This is a genomic window from Afipia felis ATCC 53690 (assembly GCF_000314735.2).
GTDB classification, from domain to species: domain Bacteria; phylum Pseudomonadota; class Alphaproteobacteria; order Rhizobiales; family Xanthobacteraceae; genus Afipia; species Afipia felis.
The window spans coordinates 3,142,602-3,161,540 of the sequence record NZ_KB375270.1 but is presented as its reverse complement, the minus strand read 5'-3'; the positions used below and the strand labels follow the sequence as shown (position 1 = coordinate 3,161,540).

Here is an 18,939-nt window from a genome sequence, read left to right as displayed (position 1 = left end):
CCTCCCACAGGTAATTCGACCGTCCGGGATGGCTATGGGGGAGCATCGGCGTTTAAAACAATCGCGAGCCGGTCGCGTTCGGCTTGGCTCAAGGGGGCGGACGGTGCTGGCTGCTGCCGGCGGCGCAATCCGAAAAGAAGAGCGATCGCGCCGGCCGCGAACACAAGAGCCGGCATTCCCCAGAGTAGAGCGGTTTCCAAGTCGAATGGCGGCTTCAACAGGACAAAATTTCCATAACGCCTCACGAAAAAGGCGCGTACCTGCTCGTCGCTCTCGCCGAGATTCAGCCGCTCGCGAACGAGCAGCCGGAGATCCCGCGCGAGCTCCGCATTCGAATCATCGATCGACTGGTTCTGGCAAACCAAGCAGCGCAGTCCGGCGGAAATCACCCGCGCCCGCGCTTCGAGTTTCGGATCGGCCAGAACCTCGGCCGGTTGCACCGCGCTCGCGAGTTTCGGCGCGAGGCCTATCAGCACGATCAAGAGCAGGAGAATGTAACGAAGTGCAGTCATTCTGCAGGCTGCGGCGCTGCGGGGTTGGCACCGAGGACACGAGCTGCACGGCGCGCAAAGCCGATTCTAAGCCGCCTGTCGGACAACGAGACAATCCCTCCGAATGCCATGATGACGGCGCCAATCCAGATGGCCGTGACAAGCGGCTTCCAGAACATGCGCGCGTCGATCGAACCATCTGGGTGCTGCTCCCCGAGCGAAATGTAGACCTGGCCAAGACCCAGCGTCACGATGCCCGCTTCGCTGACGGTAGTCTGTCGTACCGGAAAACTGCGCTTCGCGGGCTGGACGGAGGCCACGGTCACGGCGTTCCGCCTGATGATCGTATCGGCCAGGACTTCGGAATAATTTGGCCCCTCTTGCGAACGAAGACTCACAATGGTGACTTGATAGGGACCGAGATCGACCCCCTGGCCCGGCTTGACAGCCTCGATCCGCTCCGTCCCCCAACCAGTTGCCGCCAGGCCCATGAGTGCCACGCCTAGGCCGGCGTGAGCGATTGCCGCACCCCAAGCGGAGCGCGGCAGCCCGACCGCGCGAGCGAGCATCACCCTAGCGGGCTGACCACGAGTCCAGACGCGCGACGCCACATCGCCGAACGAGCCGATGATGAGGTAGGCCGCGAGGCCGAGACCGACCACGGCAAGGACGGGGCCGCCGCGGTTGACAGCGACCAGTACAATCGCGACCACGAGGCCCCCCATAGCCGCGAACGTCATCCGCTGAGCCGCGCCCAGCAGGTTGCCGCGCTTCCAGGCCAGCGATTGGCCGATCGGCATCAACAATAGCATCGGCACCAGGAGCGGACCGAGTGCTAAATTGAAGAATGGTGCGCCAACCGAGATCTTGTCTCCGGTCAAGGCCTCGAGTGCGAGCGGATAAAGCGTGCCGGTCAGCACCGTCGCGCAACAGGTAGTGAGAAGCAGGTTGTTGACGACGAGTGCCCCCTCCCGTGACACGGGCGCGAACAAACCACCGCGGCCTAGAGATGGGGACCGCCAAGCATAAAGCCCGAAGGAGCCGCCGATGAACAGGGTCAAGATGATCAGGATGAAGACACCACGCGCCGGGTCGCTGGCGAAGGAATGGACCGAGGTCAGCACCCCTGAGCGGACCAAAAACGTGCCGAGCAGTGATAGCGAGAAGGTGAGAATCGCCAGGAACAGCGTCCAAACCTTGAGGGCCTCACGCTTCTCCATGACGGCGGCCGAATGCAACAGCGCGGTGCCCGCGAGCCAAGGCATCAGCGACGCGTTCTCGACCGGATCCCAGAACCAGAACCCGCCCCACCCCAGCGTGTAATAGGCCCAGTACGAACCCATGGCGATACCCAAGGTGAGAAAGATCCAGGCGATCAGCACCCAAGGTCGAACGTAGCGGGCCCAGGCCGCGTCCAGTCGGCCGCTGATCAGGGCCGCCACCGCGAAGGAGAACACGATCGAGGAGCCGACATAGCCGAGGTAAAGTAACGGCGGATGGATGGCGAGGCCCGGGTCTTGAAGCACCGGATTGAGGTCTTGCCCCTCAAGGGGTGCGGGAAAACGGCGCGCGAAGGGATCGGAGGTGAACAGAATGAAGGATAGGAACGCAAGGGAGATCCAGCCCTGGACCGCGAGCGTGTTGGCGCGCAGCTCCTCCGCCATACCGCGCCCAAGAGTCGCCACCGCGGCCCCGAAAGTCGCGAGAGTCAGAACCCAAAGCAGCATAGATCCTTCATGATTGCCCCAGACGCCGGCGAACTTGTAGACGAGCGGCTTGGTGGTTAGCGAGTTCTCGACGACCGTCACGAGACTGAAGTCGGAAACCACATGCGCGTAGGTTAGCGCCGCGAAGGCAAAGGCCAACAGTAAGAACTGGGTGATCGCAGCTGGGACCGCGACGGAGGCGAGTCGGGGATCACCGCGGTGAGTTCCCCAGATCGGCAGAACTGACTGAAGCAGCGCGACTGCCAAGGCCAGGGCAAGCGCGTAATGTCCGGTTTCGACGATCACTCTGTTAATCCCATAGGCCGATTTGGTTGATATTCTTGCGCCTGCGCGGATTTTTCGTCGTTGCGCCAAGTGCCGGTTCGCTTGAGCTTGTCGGTTACATCCTTGGGCATATAGCGTTCATCATGTTTGGCGAGCACGGCATCGGCATGGAAGAGGCCCGGCCCTTGCACCGTGCCCTCGGCCACGACACCCTGCCCTTCCCGGAAAAGATCCGGCAGCAATCCGGTATAGCTGACTTTGATATCTCTCTTTTGATCGGTGACCTCGAAGGTCACAGTGGACGACCCGCCACGGATGAGAGAGCCCCGCTTTACCAGGCCGCCGATGCGCAGCCGGGTCCCCGGCGGCGGTGCCTTTTCGGTCATTTCGGTCGGCCCGTAGAAGAAGACGATGCTGTCACGCAACGCAAACAGGATGAGCCCCACCGCGATCGCCAAAGTAAAGCCTGCCGTGCCGATCAGAGTGAGGCGCCTGTGCTTTCTGGTCAAAGTCTACCCTTTCAAGCCGAGCTGTCTGACGAGTTCATCAATACGCGTCGCCGCTCGCGCGTCGGCTGAGAGCTTGGTCCGCGCCATTGCGACGGCCGCCTCGGCCTTCTCGTGCTCATTCAACATTGCGTAAGACCTGATCAGTTTCAGCCACCCCTCGAGATCGTGGCCTTCCTTCGCGAGCTTTTCGGCGAGCCCATCCACCATTCCGCGGATCGCTTGGGTCCGCTGCTCGGGAGAGAGCGCTGCAACGTTAGCCGCCGCCTGGCCCGAATGCGCGGCTTCCGCGTCCGATTGCGGCACTTCAGAAAGACTAGCCAGATGTTGAAGGATGGCATCCATCCAAGGCGCATCAGATGGCGTGTCGGCCTTCAACGCTTCCCAGAGTTGTCTCGCTTGATTTTTGTTGCCATCTCTCTCAACCGCGATCGCCTGGAAGAAACGCGCTATGGGCTGTTTGGGGTCTTCCACGAGCGCCTTGTCGAAGGCGGCGCGCGCCTCCGCTGTCACGACGCCGTTGGCCGCCATCACCAACGCCTGCCCGAGAGACGCGCGCTCCTGTGCATTCTCACCGAGCAGGCGTAGCGCCGCCTCGTAGGCGCGCGCCGCATCGTGAAAACGTCCCATGCGCAGATAGATAGGCGCAACCGCCCGGAGGCCGCCGCCGTCGTTGGGATCGATCGCGAGGTGCGCTTCGATCTCGGAGATTGCAGCAGCCGGTGTAAACTCCACCGTCCGGCGCGATGCGATGGGCATGTCCGGATGACCGGGAGCGCCAACCCTGAGATAAGACGCGAGCGCGAGAATCGGCAGCACCACGACTGCCGCCGTCGCGGCGGCAGCGCGCCTCGGCCAACGGCGCTGCGACACACGCGGCCGGCCCCCGGACGCAGAGTCAATCGACGCGAGTAGCCGGCGTTCGAGCTCGGCCCGGGTCGTCGCCGCGTCCTCGGGCGCGACTAGACCACAGCGGACGTCATCATCTGCCTCGGTCAGGAGGCTGCGATAGAAGGTGATGTCGGAAGCGCGGGCGTGAGGCTCTTCGTGCCGCGCAAAGAGTGGCCAGATCAGCGCCAGCACGACGGCGGATGTCATCATTGCGATGGCGACCCAGAGCATGTCTCAAGGCCCCCAGTTTGCTTCTGCGATCGCGTGACGCTCCAAGACATGGGGCATCCGCCGACCTCGAAGTTCGAATTGTTTCGCGCAGTTTTGCCTCCGCGGTCCGATCCGTCGTCCGCGAATAGCGCGGACAAGCGATGACCCGTGCAGATGTGAGAGATTGCTTGTCGAATCCGCTGCGAGGAAATCGGCGCGTTGCAGGGCGGCTGTCATGGACGCTCTGCCTTCGCGATCGCGGCCATCAAAGCAGGTCGGGTTGCATCCGAGATGCCGCCAACAAGCTTGTACACGATCGTACCATCACCTCTGACCACGTAGGTCTCGGGGACCCCGTAGACGCCGAAATCGATCCCCACTCGCCCGGACCGGTCAGTACCGACCTGTGCAAAAGGGTTTCCCTTTGCAACGAGATAGGCCAGCGCCTTCCCAGGGTCGTCCTTGTAAACGATGCCGGCAACCTTCACTCCCCGCTCCTGCAGCGCCCGGTCGCCTGCCAATGTCAGAAGCGCCTGGTGCTCGTTGTGACACTCGGTGCACCAGGAGGCGAACACATTCACGATCGTCACGTGCCCCGACCGCAGGTCGGCGCTCGACAGGCCGGGCCGGCCGAGTGTGGAGAGCCCGTCGAGCGGCGCCAACGCAAATTGCGGCGATGGCCTGCCAACGAGAGCCGAGGGTACGAGCGACGGATCGCCGGCGCCGAGTCGCACCAGGAGTAGCGCCGCGATCCCGAAGGAGACCAGCAGCGGGATTGCCACGCAAACGCGGAGCAGCGCGTGCCGAGGCGCCGTTGCGTTCGATGGGGAATGCATAGAAGTGGGGGTGTCGGTCATGAGTGATTGGGCCGATCCGAACGGTCGGGAGCGAGCCGACGTAAACTACGGAGCTGAACACCATAGTTGATGAAGGTTGTCACGATCATCCCGGCCAGGACCATACCCGTCACCAGAAACGCCGCGATGATCGATCCGCCATGCTGAACCATAATCTGCTCAGCGCGCCGCTTCGAGCGGCCGCATGCCGGCCATCGTGGGTTCACCGCCCGCAGCCAGTGTGATCGCAAGCCGCCGGACGCGGCGCCGCATGATTTCGTTGCGGACCGCCATTACGTGGAGAGTCACGAACAAGAACGTATATGCGAGCGCCATAACTATCAGTGGCCACAGCATTGAACTGGCGATGGCCGGGCCTTCCATTCGGAAGACGGAAGCCGGTTGGTGAAGGGTATTCCACCAATCCACCGAAAATTTCACAATTGGGATGTTGACGAACCCTACGAGCGTCATGACCGACACGGCCCGCGCCGCCTTACTCGGATCTTCAATCGTCTGCCAAAGCGCGATCAAACCCAGATACACCAGGAACAGAACCAACACAGAGGTGAGCCGAGCATCCCACACCCAATATGTACCCCACATCGGCTTGCCCCACAGCGAACCGGTGACGAGGCAGATAAACGTGAAGGCAGCGCCAAGAGGCGCAGCTCCCTTCTGTGCTGCATCGGCGAGTGGATGACGCCAAACCAAAGATCCGAGCGCGGATACGGTCATTAGAGTGTAAGCAAGCATTGCTGCCCAAGCAGCAGGGACGTGAATGTACATAATGCGTACAGTCTCGCCCTGCTGATAATCGGACGGCGCGATGAACGTTCCGAACAGACCGAGCGCGAAGGCAAGAATCGTCAAGCTCCACAGCCACGGTAATAGCCGCGCTACGACGCGCAGGAAATTGCCCGGATTGCTGTAGGCGGTGAGAGACGCCCTCAATTTCTGATCTCCTCAGGTGCATCCGTGGGGCCGGAGCTCGGTCTTGCGGGAAATCGACGGCGTGCCGAGGACGCCGCCTCTAACCCGCCACTGTACGTTGCTTTACAATACCTTACATTGAGGCAATTCGGCCAATAACCACCGGTTATCATTTCAATGCTGGGTCGCCTATCAACGCTACGTCACTTGAGTGATCAGCTATGCCTTCTGGCTCGATCGACGAGCAAAGATATCTGCTTCTGAATTTCTTGCGCGTAGCGTGCAATTGGCCCGACATGCTGACATCGCCAGCAACGAAACGATCCGCGCGTCGTGTGGCTCTGTGAAGCGAGGCTATGAAGGCTTCGGCAGCCTCTGACGTGGCGTGAGCGATGACTTCGCGAGCATCTATCGAACTAGAAAACTCAATGTCGACAGTTTCGCATTCATCGCCCTTTGCTCTTCGTTCATCCTGGCTTCCCTCTTTTGTGTACCTGCGATCAGACGCACCGTTCAGGCAGTCGAAGAACCTAGCCCATAGTGCGTCCTTTAATTCGGAGGACAAGGACGCCCCATAAAACGCGGAATCAGACAGCGCCTTCTGGACAGCGACAGAACACGCTGCACGTTGCGTGCTGAACTGCCCTTCGCGGATGGACGCAAGTGCAAGAACGACCCTCCGCCCGCATTCGCCAAAACCACGCCGAACTCCAAGCGGCTTGCTTGATACATCGTAGACATAGTCGAGATCGGTGAGATTGCTTGAATCCACCTGAATACTCACGGTGCTGGCGCCGATCTCCTTCGTCGAAGAATCATTCGTTGGTGAAACCCACGACTGGGCAGTTCACCAGAATTCCAGTCGTTTTAACCGGACCTCCGACAGGGCTTACCAACAAGCCAGCTTCGCTTTTTGCTACAATGTCGTTACCGTCAGTAATCAGCTTCCGTTGATTGTTCTTAACAGCCTCTTTGGCCCACTCGGCCAGTTGAACATCCCACATCGGTGAATATCCGGCACTGATCTCCTTGAAATGCGCAAGGATGTCGAGTGAAGGGCCTTCGCCACTGAGCGCGCTGTTAAGCCCTTGGCGCTCAGGATCCTTCGGCCCGGTCCGACCATTTACGACTGTGTAGATAATCTCCGTTGCGCCGCTTTGGAGGACGTCGCTTTCGGCAGGCGCAAAGGTAGATGCCTCGAGTGCAGCTGATTCCTCGGAGTTGGCGTCGAAACTGAGGTACCGCAGGTGCTTGCCGTCCGCAAATCCGAAGCGCAGCTTCAAGTCGACGGTGCCATTGTCAGGGCAGATGCTTGCCACGGAGTCGGTCACAACCGAGTAATCGGGATTGCCGCCGCAAAACGAGATTTTCTCTGATCCGACGTTGAAGGCGATCATGGGGGCATTGAAAACAATGTCATTACGGTTTGCCACCCGGACCAATGGGCTGTAGTGCGCATCCCCGACAGATCCGGCCCGCGCCAATCTAGGCGGGAAGAAATTTGGCGTCTCTCCAGCAGTCAACGTTTGAACTGGTGAGAAATCAACTCGCCCCGATTTGAAGACGAAGTTATTGGACTCATCCATTTCCGCAACCCGCGTGCTCGCGAGGTCTTTTGCCTGACTGAGGCTTGGCGCCCATGTGAGGCCCATCTTTTTGGAAGTGGCGAAATCGCTTACGTCGGTGAGAACGAACCAAACTGTCTCTCCGGAGGAAAGGCGACCGCGATGAAGCGGCAATCTTACCACTTCTTTTGCAAGATCGACTTGGCCTGACGTGAGGAATAGCTTGGTGATTCTCTTTTCGACCGATGTATCCGCCGCCGAACTCCCCTCAGTCGCGAAAAAAGATACGAGAAGAGCCATCATCAGTCCGTAAACGCACTTCCTAAGACGGTTGTTCATAATCGCTCCGATCACTGGCTTTCATGGCCGGCCTTTGGCCGGCCCTCCCCATTTTGGCGATTTCGCACCTACTTCTTCAGCCCGGGATAACCGGAGACATAGATCCAGTCAGTCCCCTTGGCTGGAATGTGACAGCCCAGACAATCAGTACGAAAATCCTTCGAGGTGGTCTTGACCCGATTGTCAGCATCGAACCAGGACCAGCCCCAGCCGTTACCCCACAGCTTGTTGTCAGGGTGGCTGTTCTTGCTGTCCTTCACCATCATGAACCAGCCCTTGAGACGATCTACATGGCTGACGGTGCCCGTGGTCATTACTGCAGTTGCTGTGCTCTGGACCTCTTTTACCAAGATCGATCCATCAGGAAACTTGCCCGTAGCGCGATAAGCCTCCGCAGCTCCCGGCGAGGCGTAAACAGTGTGCATCTCTTTCGCACCCTTCTCGTCGCCCGCGACAGACCAGCTTCCCAAGTATTCATAGCTTGTGCGGTAATTGTCCGGTATGCGCATATTGCCAGCCGCGTCGACGGGTTGGACTTTCCCAGAGGCGGCCTGACTGGCCGCTGGCAGTGACACAAGGTATCCAACGCCCATCACAATTATTGACGCCGACAAAGCCGCCATCGTTGACTTGAGGATCTTCATCGCAGCCTCCTACTTCTTTTTCTGGTCGGCGGGGACGGGTACGTTATCAAGCAGGGTATAAAACTGTGTCCAGACATCATCGCGTTTAGCACTAGCGATATGACAATACGCGCACTCCTCCAGCGGCCTGACTTTGGCGGTGGCGGCCTTCGGCTCGAAGTGGTTGAAGTTGTAGTAACCCCAGCCATTAGTCGCGGGGTACCGTTTGCTGTCTTTGACGGTCACGTCGGCGCCGTTAAAAGGCCCCGGAAAAAATCCCCGGCCAGAGGGCTCTTGCCTCGAACCGTCCGCACGATCGGCGGGCAGCATAAGTTGTAGCTCCTTGACGAATATGGTTCCTTCGGGGAAGACGCCCGTCTTCTTATAGATTTCATAGGAACCAGGCTCGATGTATACGTTGTGGAACTCCGGGAAGTTTGCCTTCCCATTGTTCAATACGTTTGGTGTCAGAGGCGAGCCAACATAAACCCATTCATGGAAGTTTTTCGGCAGCAGGAGAGCACCATCACTCGTGTATTCCGGAAGATAGCGCCCAGTTGCATGCCAGTCGTCCGGCGGAGGAAGCTGTGGTTGCTGCGCGAATGCCACCGTCGCGATCGCGCCGACAGCAAGAACGCTGGAAAGGAATACTGACACCTTGTGCTTCATGATTGTTTCTCCAGTCAAACCGCGATCCGCTCGCGTCGGCGATGAGAATGACTTTCCTCGGCCGGAACAGCCAGACTTAACCGAGGTACCCCGCGTCGCGAAAGTGACATGTGGGCATCGAGTCGATGCCCATTGGGAATGCGGAGCCTGGGCACCTTGCTGCCTTGCAAGGCGGTGGCAATTATGTTGCAGTTCGACGAGGCGATCTCTGCGCTCAACGTCGCGAGCGTGCACCTAGTCCAGCACTCACTAGCAGTCTGCTGAAAAACCCCTCGCCGTAGCGAGATTTGCTGATTCACTTTTTTATCACGAATTTTTATCAGAATTGGCGAAGGCTCGTACGCGGGCACATTTGTGGATCAGGGCCGGCTGTTTTCGTGCATCTCGCCGAGATGTTGGAGCCGCAGAACCATCCGCTGAGAAGGATTCGCGCGCTTGTCTGTGATTTGCTGCGAACTGAACCATAGCTTTGGTAAGCTCTATTCGAATGAAGGATGCCCCTCGATCCCTCCGGAGCAATTGCTGCGCAGGCAAACAGACGGAAACACTGTAACGCGCCCTGAGCGCTCATGGCTCTTTCTCATAGCGGCAGCGCTAACCGGATAGTCAGGCCGCAATCCTCATTCCTTTCTGCCCAGATCCGTCCACGATACGCCTCTATGATGCTCCGGCTTCTGAATAGGCCTAAACTCATTCCAGAGTCTCTTGTGGTGAAGAATGGATCGAACAAACGATTCATATCGTTCGTGTTTGTTCCTGAGCCACCACCGCAATCGCGAAGTGCCGTTAACATTTCGACATCGTCGGCATGGCACGATATTTCCAGCCTTCTCGGCCGGCCGTGCACACCCTTCATCACATCGATGACGTTTCGCAGCAGGTTGAAAACAACCTGCTGTAGCTGCAAGCGATCTCCCCTCAACTCCGGCAACCCTTCATCGATATCGGCACGCACGGAAATGGATGACTCCTCCAACGCGTCACGAAACATGCCTAATACTTCCAAAATGACGCCGTCGATCCTGATGAAGCTGAGGTTTGCCTGCGCCTCCTCGGCCAGCACTTCCAATCCACTCACGATCGCAACATCCCGCTTTCTTTTGTTTACAACCTGGTTAGCGGCTTCGACCGCCTCGGATATCTCCACTGGATATCTTGACAGCCAACGGCGGCAGGCCTCCGCGCTGGTTTTCAGCGCGGTCAGAGGTTGATTCACCTCGTGCACGATCGAGCCGGCAAGCTCGCCCAAAGCCGCCATGCGCGAAGCGGTCGAAAGCTCGGCCTGAGTTTCGGCAAACAACCTTTCGGCGGCCTTCCCTTCTGTAAGGTCGATGACGATTCCCCGATACAGGAGATCTCCATCCCCGTTCGTCTCCGGATGACCTTCCGAGTAGACATGACGCACCCTACCATCTTTCATGATCCGGTATTCCAGCTGAAGGGTGCTCCCGGTCGCGACGGCAATGGAGGTTTCGCGTTCGACACGATCTCGATCGTCCGGATGCAGTTTAGCGATCCAGATTTCCAGATCGAGCTTCTCCGCCTCGGGTGAGACACCGAATATCCGAAAAAACTCTCTTGAACCCATCGACGCTCCCGTCGTGGGGTTGAACTTGAAATGACCTATCTTTCCGATGCACTGATGCCGAAGCATCGAATCATAAATTTCGTCGCGACTTGCCTCTGCGTGCTGCCTTAGCCGTGTTTCTCGCGCGAGATCATCGGTTAATCGAAAGTTTGTCAGAACCGCGGCAGCCTGGATTGCGATGGCGCTGAAGCTTTCAATGGAGGCTGCTCCGAAGCTCCCGCCTCGATCCGCTTCCAGGTAGATCAGACCCACTGTGTCCCCTCGATACCTTAGAGGTATCCACAAGACGGAAAGGTCGATGCTGGTGCCATCGAGCCTAGAAAGAACTTCGTTCATCGAAGTGGGATCGGGCATCCTGGCAGCATGCTCAAGAGCCCCAAGGTCCAACGCAAACCGCGAGGAGGAAAACCGAACACCCCTCACAGCATTCTCGGCCCAGTTCGACGTGGCGAACGGTACGAACTGACCGTTCTCGTTGAATAGCACAGCCCCAGCTGACGCTCGTGACCGATGAAGAGCGATCCCGAGTAGTGCCTTTGCAAGTTCTTCTCGGCTTCTCGCCTCGAGAAGAGCGAAGGTCGCGTTTTGCTCTTCCTCGGCTCTTTCGCCCCGCACACTTATCGGCATGGCCAATTTGGTCTCGCAGGTTTTGCGGAACACATCATTGCTGAAGATGACTCATGAGAAGTTTCCAGGTGATCGAGCGATCTCGTCGGACTTTTCATTGAGAGCGAAGTGTCTCGCATCCAGGATGTCACCATCCCAGAGTGCGAGCACATGCTGAAATGAGGATTGGGAATGCTACCGATAATGACTGGTTATGCACTTCCAGGAAACGCGTTACATCATGCATAAATGCGCGGTGACCAGCTCCAGATCCGCAGCGCGGACGAGCGCGCTCACCGGCAGGCGAGCGGGAATGAAACCTCGATTTATTCATTTCCCCTTCCTGCGAGAGCACTCTCCTGCTCGATTAATGTCGCCCCTGAATTTATCTAATTTGACTGCGAGCTACGCGAGCCGGAGCAGCTTCTTCCGCGCCTTCCGACAGGTCTATGGTCACGATCCTTCAGGTTACCGTGCTGTGGCACGCCAATTGCCGGACGGGCAGCAGGACTGACGATCCATGCACTGGCCTGGTCCGCCCGAACGAATGTACGGTCAAATCCCATGCGATCGGCGATAGCGCACCGGTGGCCGACAGGTCGGTCGGGCCGCGATTGAAGCAGGCCAAGTTCGGTATCCCGGGCCCGCAATCTCGCCGGGCGCATGCCCCCCAATCTCCGCCGCCGCTGCGATGATCATCTCCCTCTTTCAGTCCGGGTCGAAGAGTGCCGGACGCTCGGACACCGATTGAGGACCCCTGGGCAATGGGTTCGCCATAAGGTAAGAGGGGCGCCGGGGGAACCAGCCAGCTTATCAAGCGCTCAAATCTCTGGCGACGCGCCGCCACCGTTCATCAACCGCTGCGGCGGGCTCAAGATCGGAGATGATCGGTTTGCGCAGCACCTCCTCTCGCTACGGCGCCGCCGCCCAAGCCTTCCATTGGCTGACCGTCATGCTGGTTCTCGCCGCCTATGTGCTGAGCAAGGGCGACCAGGATTCGCTCTATTCCGCCGCCGCGGACGGGCTCCGCAGGATTCACGAGGCGCTCGGGGTGCTCGTCTTCATTGTCGTCGTGCTGCAGCTGCTATGGCGGCTGATCGACAGCGCGCCCGCGAAGCAGCCGATGCCGCGATGGATGGCTGCGGCCGCGAAGCTCGTCCACTTCGCGCTTTATGCGCTCCTCATCGCGATTCCAGCAACGGCAGTGCTCGGTACCTGGCTCGAGGGGATTCCCCTCACCCTTCCTGGATTCGACATCGCCCCCCAGATCGCGAAGGCGCATGGACTGGGGCAGCTGATCATGGAAATACACACCACCCTCGGCGATGCAATCCTCTGGGTTGCAGGCGTGCATGCAGCCGCGGCTCTCTTTCACCACTTCTATCTGCGCGACGAAGTCTTTCAGTCGATGGCTTCCGGGCGGATGAATGATTAGTCCGAGCCACTGCGGCGAGGCGTTTTCCCTCTGAATGTCGCGCTGCCCTTCAAGGAACGGTAGTTCCTTGGACGGCTCACCCACAATTGGTCTTGCCGATGGTCCAGCCCATGCCACCTTGCAGGGCGGCGCGTGCGGTCTGCAATCTCCCCAGTGCCGCCCGCAACCGACCGCCAAGCGCCAGGCCGAGGTGATGAACAATAGATCCATCCTGAAATCGAGAGAGCGATTGAAGTCAGCCGCCCTGTGGATCATTGCGAGGTTGCAGTGCGCGCCGGTCACCAAATCTTGAGGAGCACCGCATTTGAACTCGCGGCTGTCTTTTACGAGGGCAAATGTCCGCGCTCTGCACATGAACGGCGGCGCTTCACTTAGTCTACCGGTGCGCGGATCATCCCTCGATGATCACTGTTGCGGGATTAGAGCATGTTCGCATCAGGACGGGCGTTAGATCGCGTATCACATTTTTCACGTCGAGCGAACCGATCCGCGGATGAATGGCAAGGATGACTTCATCGATGCCGTGTCGCCGCGGGGCCTCTATCTGATCTCTTACATCCTTCGGGCAGCCTGAGAAGGCAAAGCGCCAAACCAATTAGTCGGGAATTAGCCAAGCAAGTTCCGCCAACCAGCCGCGGTTGGCGTTCGTCGTTGTCCGGTGCTATTGCCGCCGTAATTGCGAGCGAAGCGACGCAATCCGAGCCTCACCTGTGACTCTGGATTGCTTCGTCGCTTCCGTTCTCCACAATGATGCTCTGTCACACCGGCCGGCCGCGCTCGATGATCTCGGCAGCGCCTCTGGCGAGCAGCTCCATTCCCACTGCGCGGCCGAGTTCGCGCGGACGGCTTGCGCAGCCAACACGCGAGGCCTCGATGATGCGACTGCCCGCATGATCGAGCACGGATGCGGCGAGCTGCATCTCCGTGCCCATGATTTCCGCAAATCCCGCAATCGGCGAGTTACAATGGCCGTTGAGCACCCACAGCACCTCGCGCTCGGCGTCGGCGCACGCGTGGGCCGACGCGTCGTCGATCGCTGACAGGATATAGCGCGTCTCGAAATCACGCGCGGCGCATTCGACTGCGACGATCCCCTGCCCTACTGCCGGCAGCATCTCGGCAATCGAAAATTCGTACGCGATCCGGCTCTTAAGCCCGACGCGCTCGAGGCCTGAGCGCGCCATGATCAACGCATCCGCGGGCCCCACCGCACCGCCATCTGGCAGCTTCTGCTTTGCGCGCTGGTCAAGCTTGCGCACGCGGCTGTCGGCGGCGCCGCGGAAATGGATGACCTCGATCTCCGGAAACAGTCGCCGCACATAGGCCGCGCGGCGGACGGAGTTGGTGCCGATCTCGAATCCCTTGCCACGCGTGCGTTTGAGCTCGTCGACCGAGGTGCCCGGCCGCAGCACTAGGACGTCGCCGGGCGGATCGCGCGAGAGCGCTGCGCCGATCACAAGCCCGGGCGTGTCCTCATTGCCCGGCACGTCCTTCAGCGAATGCATCGCGGCGTGGAGCCTTCCGTTAAGCACTGCCTCGCGAATCTGCGCCACGAAGGCCCCACCTTTGCCGCCATGCGGCGAGAGCTTGCCAGCCTGGTCGATATCGCCCATGGTCTCGAACTTGACGATTTCGACCTCGGTGCCGACGGCTTTCAGGCGTCGTGCGATCTCCTCAGTCTGGGCGATCGCCATTGCGCTTTTGCGCGTGCCGATCCGCAATCGATCCGATGCCATAAGTATCCCCTTCAAGGCCGCGGGCCTCACACCCGCGCCTGTTCGGGCCTTCTAAACTCCGCGTGAGCTTTCTCAAAGTCCTGGAAGATCTCTCGCCTCTGTATAATCCGACTAAACAGGGGAGCCGGATGTGCGGCTGCTCCGTTGGTCTCGGCCGGCGGCTACGGTCTCGGAACGCTGTGCGTCATCGACGTGCAACCGAGACGGTCGACCAAGCGCTCATCGATGATTTGTCGGACTTGGCATCTTGCTCTGTCCAGAGCCGTCTGCGCGGAAAAACGGAGCTCCAGTTGGTCCAACATGTTCACGTGGGTGAACTTCGCTTTACCGACGTGCCATCAGGTGTTCGTTCAGATCGTCCGATTGCTCCCAAAAGATGTCCACGCGGACGTTGCGCGCGCCCGCCCAGCAGAAGACTAGCCTAACCGGTCCTCAATTAAATCAAGCGAGCTATCAGGCTGTAGCCGATCCTGAGGATTGAACACGTAGTAGCGCCATATTGCGAATTTCCGACGGAAGCGACGTCGCCTTACGCGACTTGCTGTCCATATGAGCGGCGGTCATTTCACAAGTCGCGGTTAGTTCGCCAGTCTCTGCATTACGCATCTCATGGAGGAAACGGACCGTCTTGTCGCGGACTTCGAGGAGCCGGGATTTGATCTCGATCGTATCGCCGGGGTGCATCTCACGCTTGTAGGTTAGATTTTGCTGTACGCCGCCTATGCCATTTCCGGTCTCGCGGAGGTATCGCGGACTTAATCCCAATCTTGCTAGGAAATTCCAGTTAGCCTCATCGAATTTGCCGACATACCACATGATGTTCATGTGACCCATATGGTCGCATTGCCAAGGATAAACGACTCCGCGATAGTTCACTTCAGACTCCATTCGAGTGTCCCCGCCTTTATCTTAAGTTGATATGTTGAGGTAATGCCCGCCCGCGAAAGCGCGCACTGCCGCTGGCAAAAATCGGCGGAGACGTTATTGAAGCAAAATTCTAATGGCGAACCACTATGCATGCACAATACCGTACTGAAGGCATCCGCGAGCTAACAGCCTACACGCTATTCATTGCGGCTGAGGAGACGTCCCACATGACCGACGCACTAACAAGACGCACCGAATCCGTCAACTTGAAAAAATCCGCATCCGATGTATCCTTTTTCTCAGACTAGCGCGACGTTCTTCATCTCCAAGGAACGGTTCATCTCTCAATGCAGCAAGAGATGTATGACACGCAAACATCAGCGTGTGCTCATCGCCAAGAGAGATAACGAGTACTTAGAGCACTTAGCGCGAGGCTCTATAACCCATTAAGAAGACGACGTAGCCCGTTAGTTAAAATCTATCGCGGCGGCGCGATGGTCTTCAGCGGTAGCACAGACCAATGCAGCTTCCATCACTGCTCCTACGTTACCCGGACGCCCAAGATTGATCTTACAAAAGACGCCCAAACCGGAACCTACCGGGAAATCTGATTCACTTCTGGCTTCATGAGTTTGAAGCCGAGTCCCAAGCGGCCTAGACGACATATCGGTCCCACGACCCATAGTGCTCCGTGCTTCTTCTTCCGCGACGGAGGCTAAGACCGATAACGGCAAGCCCGACCACGACGTCGTTCCAAGACGAGGCTGGGCCGGCGCCACCGAGCAGCCACGGCGCCGCGATCAACCACAGCCCAAACAACAGATTCAGGAACCGCAACGGCCGCGCCACTTCGGCCATAGCACAGACAGCGATCGTGATGATCAATGCACCGACGAGATGATCGTTGTTTGCGATGGTTTCCCCAGTGCCGAATATCAGGCGCGAAAACATCAGCCACGCACCGAACAGGCAGCTCACGGCCAGTGTCCAGGGTACCGTGACGCCGCGGACCGCGGCGACAGATTGAGTCATAGGCCCGGCAGAAAAACCCGGATCGCACTTGTCTGCGCTTCCATTCGACTCAGGCCCGCCTTGGAAAAAAGTGCGCCAGAACGGCCGGCCCTCTCGGACGCTTCGCTGCATGTATTGGCCCATCGCGACCACCTCATCGAGCGCCAATGGGATCATGATCAGCATGGCGAGCGCGGCAAGCAGGCACAGCGTGCAATAGGTGCCGATCACGATCGGCTGAATGATGATGAAAAAGATCGAGACACCGCCGAGGGGCACGACCAAGATGAAGAAAAAGGTCACCATCCATGGCATCGTGCGCCAACGCGTGGCGGTGCCCATGGCGCCCATCAGCGCTTCGATCATATAGGCTGCGGCGCCAAGCCCGGCATCGGGAATCGGCCAGGCGCGGGACACCGCGGACGTTATGATGAACTCCGCGCCGTTCCTCCCACCACCTCCGGAGAAGAACGGGTCCCAGACGCCGTTTATCTGCCCCAGCTGGTAGGCGGTAAGATAGCGGGCGATAAGAAAGCCGAAGAAGCCGAGCGCGATCATCGGAAGACGTTGCAGCCAAGATGACGGCGAATAAGTCCAGCCAGGCGGAACGGTGCTCTGATCCATCATTCCTTCGTGGCTCATGCCCGGCATCATCGGAACGAGCACCGAGAAGGCGATTGCCAGCGCGCCGACGATCGTGTCGTTCGTGGTGGCGGCGACACTCGGCGTCCAGAAGAAAAGGGGGGCGAACAGAAGCCAGAGACCGACGGCCGTCGAGCCCCATTGCGCCCAGGAAAAACGCCGCGACAGTGAAAGCGCGCCAAAGAGCACAAGCAGCAAGCCCGATATGATGTCGCTCCACCCCGTAAGCGCATTGCGTAATACGGGCTCCCACAGTCCGCGCTCCTGCGTGATATCGTGCACCGCGCGGGCCGCCGCCGGATCGAAAAGCGCAAACTGAAGCGGACTAGTGAGAAGCCAGATACCGAGAGTGAGCACCAAAAAGTGAGCCCAGAGCATCCGCCGGCTCATCCCCGCCATATCGAGCATGCGCCCTGACTCCATCTTTTCATGATTGGCATGAAGCGCCTCGGATCGCTTATGCGCCTCTGCTCCCTCACCTGCCACCTTGGCGGCATTGAGCTTGTTTGCCTGATACCAGCCAGCGGGGTCTGCCTTGAGCGCCTCGATCATTTGCGGCAACGTCTCGCGCAATGAATGCACCGGCTCCCAGCCGAGGAGATGACGGGCGCGACTGATATTGATGGCATAGTGGTCATCGGCAATATCGACCATCCAGGACCGAATGAAGGAATCCTCGCCGAGAACATCCTGTTGAACCCAGGCTCCTGCCTTGGCGAGGGCCTTGGGAATCTCGTGGGTCTCCCAACTCTCACCACGGATCAGCCGTCCGATCTCGGCCTGAAGATCGCCGTAGCCAATAACCTCAGGCTCGCCGAGAAGCAGCGCCACCTCCGGGGGAAGCGCGCTGCGTCGCTCGATCAGGCGCGCGACCGCGTCGGTGAGGTCTTCCAGGTGGAGGAAGGACTGCCCAGTGCGCAGGTCGCCCGGATAAACATGTCCCGTCGGATTGTTCTCGTAAATCCGCGCAATCTGATTGGCGAGAAAAGCGTTGCGGCAGAGCCCGTCGTAGATGCCGGCCGGCCGGATATTGACAACCGGGATCGGCCCGTGCTGCTCGCGTATCAAGCGCTCCGCCTCGATTTTTGAAGCCCGGTACGGCAGGTTCGCTTCCAGCGGCGAATCCTCGCTGATCACATCGCCCGGCCGGCCCGCTTTGTGCGCCAGCATCGAACTCGCAAAGACGAATTGCTCGACCTCGAACGACTGAAGTGCGCGCAGCAGGTTTGCGGTGCCGCGAACCGTTATCTCATCGTAAAGCGGGTTCGGCTCACCGGTGAGATCGAAATAAGCGGCAAGGTGAATCACCGATGCGATGCGGGTGCCATAAGCCGTCCGGACACGTTGCAGACCGGCTGCGATCGCATCGTCCGATGTCAGGTCGATGCAAATGCATTCGGCGGCCGATGGCGGTTGGCGTGTGGTCGCCCGATCCAGTCCGACGAGGGCGAATCGCCCGGCGAGTTTCTTGACGACGGCCGAACCGATGAAGCCCGTACTGCCGGTGATAATGACCGTATCCTTACGCTCTGCCATTCGAGTTTCAAGCTCCTCGTGTCGGGTCGGTAGGTTCTGCCCCTCGACCGTCCCTGCTCACCGGGGTGGTCAGGAATCTGCCGCGGAGCTTTAATCGGAGCGAGCCTTTACGACCCTTGCTGACGCCACCTGCACCGATCATGACGTGTTTCCCCTAATGAGGGGAGCACTCGACATCACGCCGTACTGACTTTCTAATGCCGTGTGGTTATGAATGCGATTATCTGCCGTCTGCCCAGGTATTGGCGTCGTATCCGCGTGCGCCTGCCGCGGCCAGAGCGCGCCTAGCTTGTGGCGGTGCCGGGAAGTCTCACTTCGAGTCTCAGTGACGCGCTGCATGCGCTGAGGATGGCGGATTACGTCAAAGGTCACGATTCCCGCCGTCGCAAAACCGGTAATGATGGAGACCCACGAAACAACGATCAACCAATGCGGCATGGGACACCTTCTCGCGCTAACGATAC

At 59.1% G+C, this 18,939-nt stretch carries 15 protein-coding genes; 1 reads left to right on the top strand and 14 read right to left on the bottom strand.

Going from position 1 to position 18,939, the window contains the following annotated elements:
* Positions 1 to 32 precede the first annotated feature (32 nt).
* The 11 genes from HMPREF9697_RS15060 to HMPREF9697_RS15010 all read right to left on the bottom strand — a co-directional run bounded on the left by HMPREF9697_RS15060 (position 33) and on the right by HMPREF9697_RS15010 (position 10,894).
* Entirely contained in the window at positions 33 to 512 is a 480-nt protein-coding gene (locus HMPREF9697_RS15060) for a cytochrome c-type biogenesis protein (RefSeq protein WP_002718098.1), read from the bottom strand.
* The gene (locus tag HMPREF9697_RS15055; protein WP_002718097.1) at positions 509 to 2,503 is read right to left on the bottom strand and encodes a heme lyase CcmF/NrfE family subunit; all 1,995 of its coding nucleotides are present in this window, start codon (positions 2,501 to 2,503) and stop codon (positions 509 to 511) included. The genes HMPREF9697_RS15060 and HMPREF9697_RS15055 overlap by 4 nt, the downstream gene beginning before the upstream one ends.
* Entirely contained in the window at positions 2,500 to 2,991 is a 492-nt protein-coding gene (gene ccmE / locus HMPREF9697_RS15050; protein WP_002718096.1) for a cytochrome c maturation protein CcmE, read from the bottom strand. Before ccmE ends, HMPREF9697_RS15055 begins: the two co-directional genes overlap by 4 nt.
* 3 nt (positions 2,992 to 2,994) lie before the next feature.
* The gene (gene ccmI / locus HMPREF9697_RS15045; protein ID WP_002718095.1) at positions 2,995 to 4,110 is read right to left on the bottom strand and encodes a c-type cytochrome biogenesis protein CcmI; all 1,116 of its coding nucleotides are present in this window, start codon (positions 4,108 to 4,110) and stop codon (positions 2,995 to 2,997) included.
* A 212-nt stretch (positions 4,111 to 4,322) separates the two neighbouring features.
* Positions 4,323 to 4,946 carry a DsbE family thiol:disulfide interchange protein gene (locus HMPREF9697_RS15040; protein ID WP_002718094.1) on the bottom strand — a complete coding sequence of 208 codons (624 nt, stop codon included), beginning with the start codon at positions 4,944 to 4,946 and terminating at the stop codon, positions 4,323 to 4,325.
* 159 nt (positions 4,947 to 5,105) lie between these two features.
* A complete protein-coding gene (locus HMPREF9697_RS15035; protein ID WP_002718092.1) occupies positions 5,106 to 5,879 on the bottom strand; it encodes a heme ABC transporter permease in 774 nt (257 codons plus the stop codon).
* Between the two features lie 148 nt (positions 5,880 to 6,027).
* Positions 6,028 to 6,642, bottom strand: a complete 615-nt coding sequence (locus HMPREF9697_RS15030) for an acylphosphatase (RefSeq protein WP_244597776.1) — start codon at positions 6,640 to 6,642, stop codon at positions 6,028 to 6,030.
* Between the two features lie 31 nt (positions 6,643 to 6,673).
* Positions 6,674 to 7,762, bottom strand: coding sequence for a DUF7482 domain-containing protein (locus HMPREF9697_RS15025; RefSeq protein ID WP_002718090.1), 1,089 nt, complete (start codon positions 7,760 to 7,762; stop codon positions 6,674 to 6,676).
* Positions 7,763 to 7,830: 68 nt separating this feature from the next.
* A complete protein-coding gene (locus HMPREF9697_RS15020) occupies positions 7,831 to 8,406 on the bottom strand; it encodes a cytochrome P460 family protein (protein ID WP_002718089.1) in 576 nt (191 codons plus the stop codon).
* A 9-nt stretch (positions 8,407 to 8,415) separates the two neighbouring features.
* Entirely contained in the window at positions 8,416 to 9,054 is a 639-nt protein-coding gene (locus tag HMPREF9697_RS15015; protein WP_002718088.1) for a cytochrome P460 family protein, read from the bottom strand.
* A 580-nt stretch (positions 9,055 to 9,634) separates the two neighbouring features.
* Positions 9,635 to 10,894: a sensor histidine kinase gene (locus tag HMPREF9697_RS15010; RefSeq protein ID WP_244597774.1), complete on the bottom strand. Its 1,260-nt coding sequence runs from the start codon at positions 10,892 to 10,894 to the stop codon at positions 9,635 to 9,637.
* 1,237 nt (positions 10,895 to 12,131) lie between these two features.
* Here HMPREF9697_RS15010 and HMPREF9697_RS15005 point away from each other — a divergent pair.
* Positions 12,132 to 12,683, top strand: coding sequence for a cytochrome b (locus tag HMPREF9697_RS15005; RefSeq protein ID WP_009338385.1), 552 nt, complete (start codon positions 12,132 to 12,134; stop codon positions 12,681 to 12,683).
* Positions 12,684 to 13,441: 758 nt separating this feature from the next.
* Here HMPREF9697_RS15005 and hemC read toward each other — a convergent pair.
* The 3 genes from hemC to HMPREF9697_RS14990 all read right to left on the bottom strand — a co-directional run bounded on the left by hemC (position 13,442) and on the right by HMPREF9697_RS14990 (position 18,475).
* The gene (gene hemC, locus HMPREF9697_RS15000) at positions 13,442 to 14,419 is read right to left on the bottom strand and encodes a hydroxymethylbilane synthase (protein WP_002718085.1); all 978 of its coding nucleotides are present in this window, start codon (positions 14,417 to 14,419) and stop codon (positions 13,442 to 13,444) included.
* A 453-nt stretch (positions 14,420 to 14,872) separates the two neighbouring features.
* On the bottom strand, positions 14,873 to 15,307 hold the full coding sequence (locus tag HMPREF9697_RS14995) for an acyl-CoA thioesterase (protein ID WP_002718084.1): 435 nt from the start codon (positions 15,305 to 15,307) through the stop codon (positions 14,873 to 14,875).
* 633 nt (positions 15,308 to 15,940) lie between these two features.
* Positions 15,941 to 18,475: an SPW repeat domain-containing protein gene (locus tag HMPREF9697_RS14990; protein WP_002718083.1), complete on the bottom strand. Its 2,535-nt coding sequence runs from the start codon at positions 18,473 to 18,475 to the stop codon at positions 15,941 to 15,943.
* Positions 18,476 to 18,939: the final 464 nt, after the last annotated feature.